The 7902-nt window shown below is 41.2% G+C and carries 8 protein-coding genes; 4 read left to right on the top strand and 4 right to left on the bottom strand.

Annotation, left to right across the window (positions count from 1 at the left end; translation table 11 throughout):
* Positions 1-93 precede the first annotated feature (93 nt).
* Together DP116_RS09095 and DP116_RS09090 are read left to right on the top strand one after the other, a co-directional pair.
* Positions 94-885, top strand: a complete 792-nt coding sequence (locus tag DP116_RS09095) for a Tab2/Atab2 family RNA-binding protein (protein WP_169154884.1) — start codon at positions 94-96, stop codon at positions 883-885.
* Between the two features lie 210 nt (positions 886-1095).
* Positions 1096-1857 carry a metallophosphoesterase family protein gene (locus tag DP116_RS09090; protein ID WP_169154883.1) on the top strand — a complete coding sequence of 254 codons (762 nt, stop codon included), beginning with the start codon at positions 1096-1098 and terminating at the stop codon, positions 1855-1857.
* Positions 1858-1873: 16 nt separating this feature from the next.
* Here DP116_RS09090 and DP116_RS09085 read toward each other — a convergent pair whose 3' ends face one another.
* The gene (locus tag DP116_RS09085) at positions 1874-2740 is read right to left on the bottom strand and encodes a M48 family metallopeptidase (protein WP_169154882.1); all 867 of its coding nucleotides are present in this window, start codon (positions 2738-2740) and stop codon (positions 1874-1876) included.
* Between the two features lie 270 nt (positions 2741-3010).
* Between DP116_RS09085 and DP116_RS09080 the strand changes: the two genes are divergently transcribed.
* Entirely contained in the window at positions 3011-3547 is a 537-nt protein-coding gene (locus DP116_RS09080; RefSeq protein WP_169154881.1) for a DUF4330 domain-containing protein, read from the top strand.
* A gap of 630 nt (positions 3548-4177) precedes the next feature.
* Entirely contained in the window at positions 4178-4780 is a 603-nt protein-coding gene (locus DP116_RS09075; protein ID WP_211173175.1) for a hypothetical protein, read from the top strand.
* A gap of 111 nt (positions 4781-4891) precedes the next feature.
* Here the strand turns inward: DP116_RS09075 and DP116_RS09070 are convergent, their stop codons facing one another.
* The 3 genes from DP116_RS09070 to DP116_RS09060 form a co-directional block, all read right to left on the bottom strand.
* On the bottom strand, positions 4892-5185 hold the full coding sequence (locus tag DP116_RS09070) for a hypothetical protein (protein ID WP_169154880.1): 294 nt from the start codon (positions 5183-5185) through the stop codon (positions 4892-4894).
* Between the two features lie 197 nt (positions 5186-5382).
* Positions 5383-6132, bottom strand: a complete 750-nt coding sequence (gene ftsE / locus DP116_RS09065; protein ID WP_169154879.1) for a cell division ATP-binding protein FtsE — start codon at positions 6130-6132, stop codon at positions 5383-5385.
* Between the two features lie 335 nt (positions 6133-6467).
* Entirely contained in the window at positions 6468-7238 is a 771-nt protein-coding gene (locus tag DP116_RS09060) for a WecB/TagA/CpsF family glycosyltransferase (RefSeq protein WP_169154878.1), read from the bottom strand.
* Positions 7239-7902: the final 664 nt, after the last annotated feature.

The raw sequence follows: 7902 nt of genomic DNA, 5'->3' as shown, positions 1-7902 counted from the left end.
GCAAACCCGAAGGGGTTTCCCGGCGCAAAACTTTTCAAGACGAATTTTGAATTTTGAATTTTGAATTTTGAATTGTTAAGATGCGTACCTCCCATGAAAATTTGGCAAGCCGATTTTTATCGTCGTCCCCAGACAGAAGGATCTGAACAAGTCATGTGGGAGTTGCTGATTTGTGATGCAACTCGCAGTTTTGAGTATCAAGCAACTTGTCCCCAGTCACAAGCTTCTTCAAGTTGGGTTGCTTCTCAACTTCAGATAGCAGCGCTTGAACAACTACCAGATGTCATTCAAGTGTTTCGTCCTCAGTCTTTGAGTTTAATAGAACAAGCTGGACGTAGTTTAGGCATTTCTGTTGAACCAACCCGTCACACTTTGGCATTAAAACAGTGGTTGCAAGAAAAGCAATATCCTGTATCTTTGGACAAACCACCCCCAATGCCATTACCAGAAAACCTTTGGGGGGAAGAATGGCGTTTTGCTTCCACGACTGCAACTGATGTGGTAGAGGTATTTAGCGATCGCCTAATACCTATTCTAGAAATGCCAGAATATCTCCTACCCATTCATCTCGGTTTAGCATCAACAACACCCGTTCCCGGTGTCATTATTTATGGTGGAAGGCAATCAATGCGTTTGGCACGGTGGTTGCAACAAGTTCATCCCATAGCATTAAATTACGTTGCTGGCGCACCTGATGGTTTGGTGTTAGAAGCTGGCTTAGTTGACAGATGGATTGTTGCCACATTTGAAGATCAACAAGTGACAACTGCTGCTAAAGTTTATGAACAACGGAAGCAGCAAAGCCGTGGACTACATTTTTTGTTAGTGCAACCCGATGATTCTGGGATGACTTACAGTGGCTTTTGGTTGTTACGTCAGGAGTGAGTGATTGCCTCTAGCAGTGTACGAAGCGCAATTTCACTTTCACATCTGTGAGTTTATTGTTTGGCATAATACAACGGTATGTACTCACCAGAGTTAAAGTAGTTATATATTACATTTATGTTTTTCAGCTTTTTTTAGCCATATTTACGAAATTAGCAACAGTTACAGTGTAGCAGCAGTATTAGGTAAAGTTATCCAACCAAAAAGCTCATGAGCGCAACTAGCTACCGCCGAATTATTATTGGGGATATACATGGTCATTATGAAGGTTTAATGACATTGTTGGAAGCGATCGCTCCCACATCAGATGATCAAGTCTACTTTCTTGGAGACTTAATTGATCGCGGACCTCAAAGTGCACAGGTCGTGAGTTTTGTCAAGGACAGTTGTTACCAGTGTTTGTTGGGCAATCATGAGCAAATGTTATTAAACATTTTTACCAACAGACATGTTTCCACCTCAATGTTACAAGGATGGCTATACAGTGGAGGGCAAGCAACGGTAGCTAGTTATCAACAAGCCACAATACCTCATGAGCATCTGGAATGGTTGAAAACTTTACCTACACATCTCGATTTAGGAGATATTTTCTTGGCTCATGCGGGTGTTGATCCCTCTATTCCGATAGCAGAACAAACTGTAGAACAGCTTTGCTGGGTGCGCGATAAATTTCACAGTATAGAAAAACCACTACTCCCTGATAAACTGATTATTGTTGGTCATACTATGACCTTTACGCTACCTGGGGTGGATCCTGGTAAACTAGCACAAGGACAGGGATGGTTGGATATTGATACTGGCGCTTATCATCCCCGGAGTGGCTGGCTGACAGGACTAGATATTACAAATCAGCTCGTTTATCAGACAAATGTTTATAATCATCACTTCCGTACCTTGCCTTTAAAAGAAGCAGTGACTGTTGTCAATCCAGCTAAAGTCGAGGTTAGAGGCTACAATAAGCAACGAGTGTAGTAGGAGTTATAATAACTTATCTCAGCAAAGCTTTGATGTTTGCCTGATAATTAGAATTATCCAAACCGGCACCCCCACTTTTAGGTAGGTTGTTAATAGCACTTTGCAAAGCTTTGATGCGATCGCCTGTTGCAGGGTGAGTACTCAAAAATGTGGGAACGCTAGAACCTTTTTTCAGTAGTTTTTCCATAAAGGAAACCATCCCTGATGGGGCATAACCAGAACTTGTTAAAGTTCTTAATCCCCTAGTATCAGCATCATATTCATCTCCACGACTACGGGGACGGTTGAGGGCTAAATCTACACCAATCGCCACGGCTTGGTTACGATCCAACCCAGCTGCTGATGCCAAACCACTTGCAAGTGCTTTTTGTCGCATCTGTTTGACAAGGTGTTTTCCGCCAATATGACCAATTTCGTGCGCCATAACACTTGCTAGTTCTGCTTCATTGTCTGCAGTTTTCAGCAAACCTGTGTTAACATACACAAAACCACCTAAAGTGGCAAAAGCGTTAATAGCGTCATCCTCAACGACTTGGAAAGTATAGGGGAGATCGGGGCGATCGCTATTAGCTACCAGACGCTGGCCAAGTTGTTGTACATAACGATTAAGTGCTGAGTTGCGGTTAAGTTTGACTTGACTGGTTAGCAACTGCTCATTAATTTGCTTGCCAATATCAACCTCCTGGCGAGGAGATATATTAGACAATTGAATAACCTGGACTCCCTGAAGAATAAAAGGCAACAACTGCCCAGCATCAATCGCTCTTGTTGTCGCTGGTGTCACTAAGCAGATGAGTGTCGCGATAATTACCGAAATGAACGGGTAAAACCAAGGCTTTTGAGAAAAACGGAGATTGATAGAAAAGCGTTTCCTGTTCATCACAAATCCGGCTTGAAAAGAGGTTTGAAGGAATATAAAACTATGGGACGGATTCATAGCCGTGTAAGTTGCATAAGGATATATCTATCTGTGTGACAGCAACTTAAAATAGCAAAAAGTCCATCTAAAACTAAGAAGTTGTGATACACTGTCGCATGATCGTAACGCCCAAGCACATTCACTGCTAACGCAGTCACTCAGAATCCTCTGTGCTTTAATAAACCATACTGTTACAATCAGCAACTTTGCTCTTATTTGGAAAGATTTGTTATGGCTATTATAGATTCCAAAGGTCGTTTATTCGGTAAAATTAACATTCTTGATTTAGGTGCTGCACTCGTTATTCTGCTAGTGATACTTGGCATCTTTATCTTCCCTGGCGGTTCCGGTTCCGTTGCTCAAGTTGGTGGTAAAACAGTACCTATCGAGGTAGACTTAATCGTTCGGGGATTAAACGTACTCGATACTAAACAGTTATACGCGCGAGGATTTGAAAAAGGCGGCAAAACTAAAGTTATTATCCGCAATCAACCCCACGGTCAAATAGATATTAAATCTGTGGAAGAGTTACCCAGAACTATATTAGTTCCTCAACCAGATGGTTCAATTAAACAATTGCCAGAACCAGAAAGATCAAACAACTTTAGTAAAGATTTACGTTTAACCTTGACAGGCAATGCAAAAATCACTGACGAAGGACCAGTTCTAGGTAATAGCAAAATAAAAATTGGAATGCCAATTGAGTTAGATGGCTTCAACTACAACTTTAATGCCACTGTCATTGATGTCAGATTAAAAGAAAATTAACTTGCATTTGTTAGTCAACAGAAGGCAGCGCCGTGGTCAGGCACGCCCAGGAGGGAACTTAATAAAGTACAAGCTTAACACCTGGCGTCGTTTCTGGCGTTCAAAAGCCAGGAGTCACAATGGTTCCTCGACCATCCAATAGGGTTGATTGCAAGTGTCTTGCAATCAACCCTACTTTTTTACCTCTTCATCTTCCAGTTTCCCAATCACCTTCAGTAGTTTACTTACGCTTAGAGATAACATTCACACACTACTCGTTCATACCTCTAATCAAGTGTATGTCAAATATACATATATACTGTGTTTTTTAGTAAACTTTATGACGATAAAATTATTTTGTGCTTTGAGATATCTTTGAAAATATACCCTTAATCTACACTTAATACTAGTAGCAACTATCACTTATAATTTCCAGCGCACATTAATTTGTTATGGCACTCTATCAGAAACATCACTGATATGAGTAAGCGTCCAGAAAAGTGTAAACACTCATTGAATATATTAAGTAGGTAAACCCGGGTGTGCTTCATGCTGCTAGCTGAGCAACTAGTTTTTGTACCTAGAATCTTATGCAGCTGATCAAAACCAATAAATTTTTATGTCGTTAATCATCTAACTGTTCTCTAGATAATGACAAAGCGGGGTGTCGTGGCAAAGCATGCTAGTCTTCAATCGCAGACAAAGTCAACCATTAAAGATCATAAATTCTCTCGTAACGAATTTGATTCTAAAAATCAAAGTCAATCTCCAGTTTCGCAAGGTCAAGTGGAAAAAGTTATTGACAGCAAAGTCGTATCAGTACCCACGTGCGTCTACTTAACTTTGGAAGATTTGAAATGTTTTGAAGCAGTGGAGCGACAATATGAGCAATGGGGAGTCATTTTTAAGAATTGTATAGCAATACAGCCCTCAAACCCAGCATTTCCTACTCATTCTGGTCCGTTAGTGTTAATGGGAGCACCTAAAAATGGATATATAGAAGCAACTTTTCTACATCCTGTCCATTTTGTCAGTGCTTTTGTCACCAGTTCACAGCGGCTTGTGCTTTCAGCATACGGTCGCGATCAGCAACTGCTGACACAAACGGTACTACCAGGAGCAAATCTTGCTAATTCTGACCCTGGTGAATCTCCCAACACTTTATTATCTGTATCAGCAAAGGAAATTCACCGTATTACCTTCTGCGCTTTTGATGGTCAATTCACCATTGATGACTTTAGTTTCTGTTATTAACGAGTTAATCTAAAAACTCTTGTGCAAAATTGATGCAAGGGTTTTATTAAAACGGAATATAAGTGTAAGGATGTAGGAAATATGATCAATTTTTCTGGATCACCTATCTCCCTACACTCCTCTTTCGTTATCAAAAGCCGCCAGAGTACTGCGATCTTGCCCGCAGGTTGGTCGTTGGTGAATGGCGGGGCGATACCCAAACATTTTCCCTCGAATTTGTTTAAAGATAAAGTCAGCCTTAATAGTGTATCCGACTAACGAGGACACATAACAGACAACTGAAACAAGGCTAGATTTGTCGTGGCTACGACTGTGTAACCAATTTCCTATATAGCGCACATACAGAGGAAGATAACTGAGGTTTTGCCAAATTGCTGGGAACAACAAAAGCAAATGTGCAATCATAGTATTTGGCAGTAATGCGCCTAAATATTGGGTCAAATGTTTTTTTAGAACAAAGCTAGCCTGAGCGTGTTGATTCGACTAACGAAGACGCTGGGGATTGCGTGTTTTGTAGAGGTTTTTTCCACGGACAACTGTTGGAATCCCTCACCAAACTTGGCTTGGTGGTGAGGGAGGGTATCAATATAAAACTTTCACCTTTAAGTTCTTGGATAAAGCCGCCCATCTTGCATTTGCATCACTCGATGATTGCACCTGCGGACTAACTGTTCATCGTGGGTTGTCACGATCACTGTTGCTCCAAAAGAATTTAACTTTTGAAAAATCTGCATGACTTGCCAGGAATTATCTGGATCAAGGTTTCCAGTCGGTTCATCAGCCAAAAGAATAGGTGGTGTTCCCGCTATTGCTCGTGCAATACCTACTCGTTGTTGCTCTCCACCCGAAAGCTGTTTTACAAGGCATTCTGCTTTGGAATGTAAACCCACTAATTTCAAACTAGGTTCTAAACGCCGTTGAATTTCCTTGCGCGTATATCCTTGAGTCTTTAGCGCGAGACTAACATTTTCCGCCACTGTCCGCCGAGGAATAAGTTTATAGTCTTGAAACACAACACCAATGCGTCGGCGGAAAAATGATAAGCGATGACCCCTCAAAGGTACCATATTGTACTCATTAACAATCACATCTCCCTGTGTTGGTAACTCATCTCCATACAACAGCTTTAAAAGCGTCGATTTACCAGAACCGCTTGCTCCTGTGATAAACAAAAATTCACCCTTTTTGACTTCCAAGTCTATATTGGCAAGAGCATGACAACCATTGGCGTAGGTTTTGGACACAGAGCGCAATTGCACCATGAATTCAACACTACCATTGTGCTGTTTTGTTTCGCTATTTTGAGTCAGGACGGATTTTTCAGGAGCTTTTCGCTTGGTTAATAGTAGCATTGGAGGAGTAGTAGTTCTAGATTTGAGATTGAATACAATCAGTATTCCCAAGTGAAATCTGGCAACCTTGAATCCAAAACAAAATTGTTCGGTAGTAGAAAATTTTTCGGAGTACTTAATCGTTGGTAGTTATAGCAATTTGATTTGTAAAAATTGAGAGACACAGATCCCCGACTTCGCCAAAGTTGTCGGGGATCTTGTTTTTCACAAATGATTTAGGACTGCTAAGTAGGTAGGCGTAATTAAATATAAGATCAGACCTCACCCTCAATCCCTCTGGGATGTTTTGGAGAGGGAAGCCGGAGGCAGGGTTATAGTGGACAACTAACAATAGTTTACAAATTTGACGTTACACCTACCCCTGACACTTGAAAAAACCGATAAATTAAGGCTTTAAAGGCAAATTCAGGCAAAGCCAACATTCTTCGCCAGCGCCAAGGTTCTTTGTAGAGCCGATACAGCCATTCTAAATTGTTATCTCCCAGCCAACCAGGAGCACGGGTTTTTATTCCCGACCAAATATCAAAACTTCCTCCAACACCAATCCATATTGCTTGAGGACACAAATGGCGATTATTAGCAATCCATAACTCTTGACGTGGAACTCCCAAACCAACAAAAATCACTTGTGGCTGTAGTTGGGCAAGAGTTTGTCGCAATTGTTCTTCCTCTTGTTGTGAATGAAAGCCAGAGTGAGTACCGACTACGACCAAACCTGGAATTTGAGAAAGCCAAAACTCTGATGTTTTTGCGGCTACACCAGGCGCTCCTCCGTAGAAAAATACCTTTGCCTCACTCTGTGTTTGCCCAAGTTCTTGCAAAAGTGTTTCTGCTAGTTCAATTCCAGGAGTTCTCTGGACTTTTTGCTGCAACAGCCATCGCAGGTACAGAACAACGCCTGCTCCATCTGGAACCACTAACTCAGCACTGTGTATGATCTTAGCTAAGGAGGAATTCCGCTCTGCTTGCATCGTCATTTCTGCATTCAGGGTGACGACATGAGTCCCCATACCCTGTTGCAAACGTTCTAGCAACCAGCCTGGATAGTCAGTTGTCACATGAACTGGTAGTCCTAATACTGAAAATTTTCTAGGCAGTTTAGACATAGCCTATTCTTTATGAGCCTCGCACCAACTACATAGATAGAACAATAGCTTATCAAATTGTTTCCAGAAGCTTAAATCAGGGTATTTTACAAAATAGATGTTGTGAGGGGAAGCTATGGTGATTCTAAGAAGTTGCTCATAACTCAGTGTTATAACTGATGCACTGTACAAAGAAATTATGATATGTATCCAAAACTAACGCACAAAAAACTTACGAGTCAAAGTAGTAAATCCTGCCGTGAAAAAAAACTGCACAAAACGTCAAGCTCGCGCCTTCAGAAAGATTGATTCTGTCCGCCAGACTTCAGCCGCAACCCGATCCTGCTGGCAAGGAAGTCCTGTTAAGTCTCAAGAAAAATGAAGCGGCATGACTTGTGGTATCTATTTAGATGTTAGGCTACTCCCTATAGAAATCAGGATGCACAATAGAATCTATCAATCTCAGGTACTCCTAAGCAGGAGAAACACTTCGCGTTTTTATTTTTATTGTTGAAGCTAATGTTTTAGAAAGAGAGTTATAAACTCCAGCGTATCTTAGTCTAACACACAAGTAGTGGGCGATTAGCGCTTAAGTATCTTATCAAATATCTGTGGCAAGGAGTGGATGCCTTTATATGTTAGTCTAACTCAAAAAGCTCTCTTATATTTTTTCACAGGCATCTTT

Origin of the sequence: Brasilonema bromeliae SPC951, from assembly GCF_012912135.1 — a bacterium.
In the GTDB taxonomy this organism is placed as follows: Bacteria; Cyanobacteriota; Cyanobacteriia; order Cyanobacteriales; family Nostocaceae; genus Brasilonema; species Brasilonema bromeliae.
The sequence above is the reverse complement of the archived record's forward strand: the minus strand, read 5'-3'. Positions and strand labels throughout refer to the sequence as shown.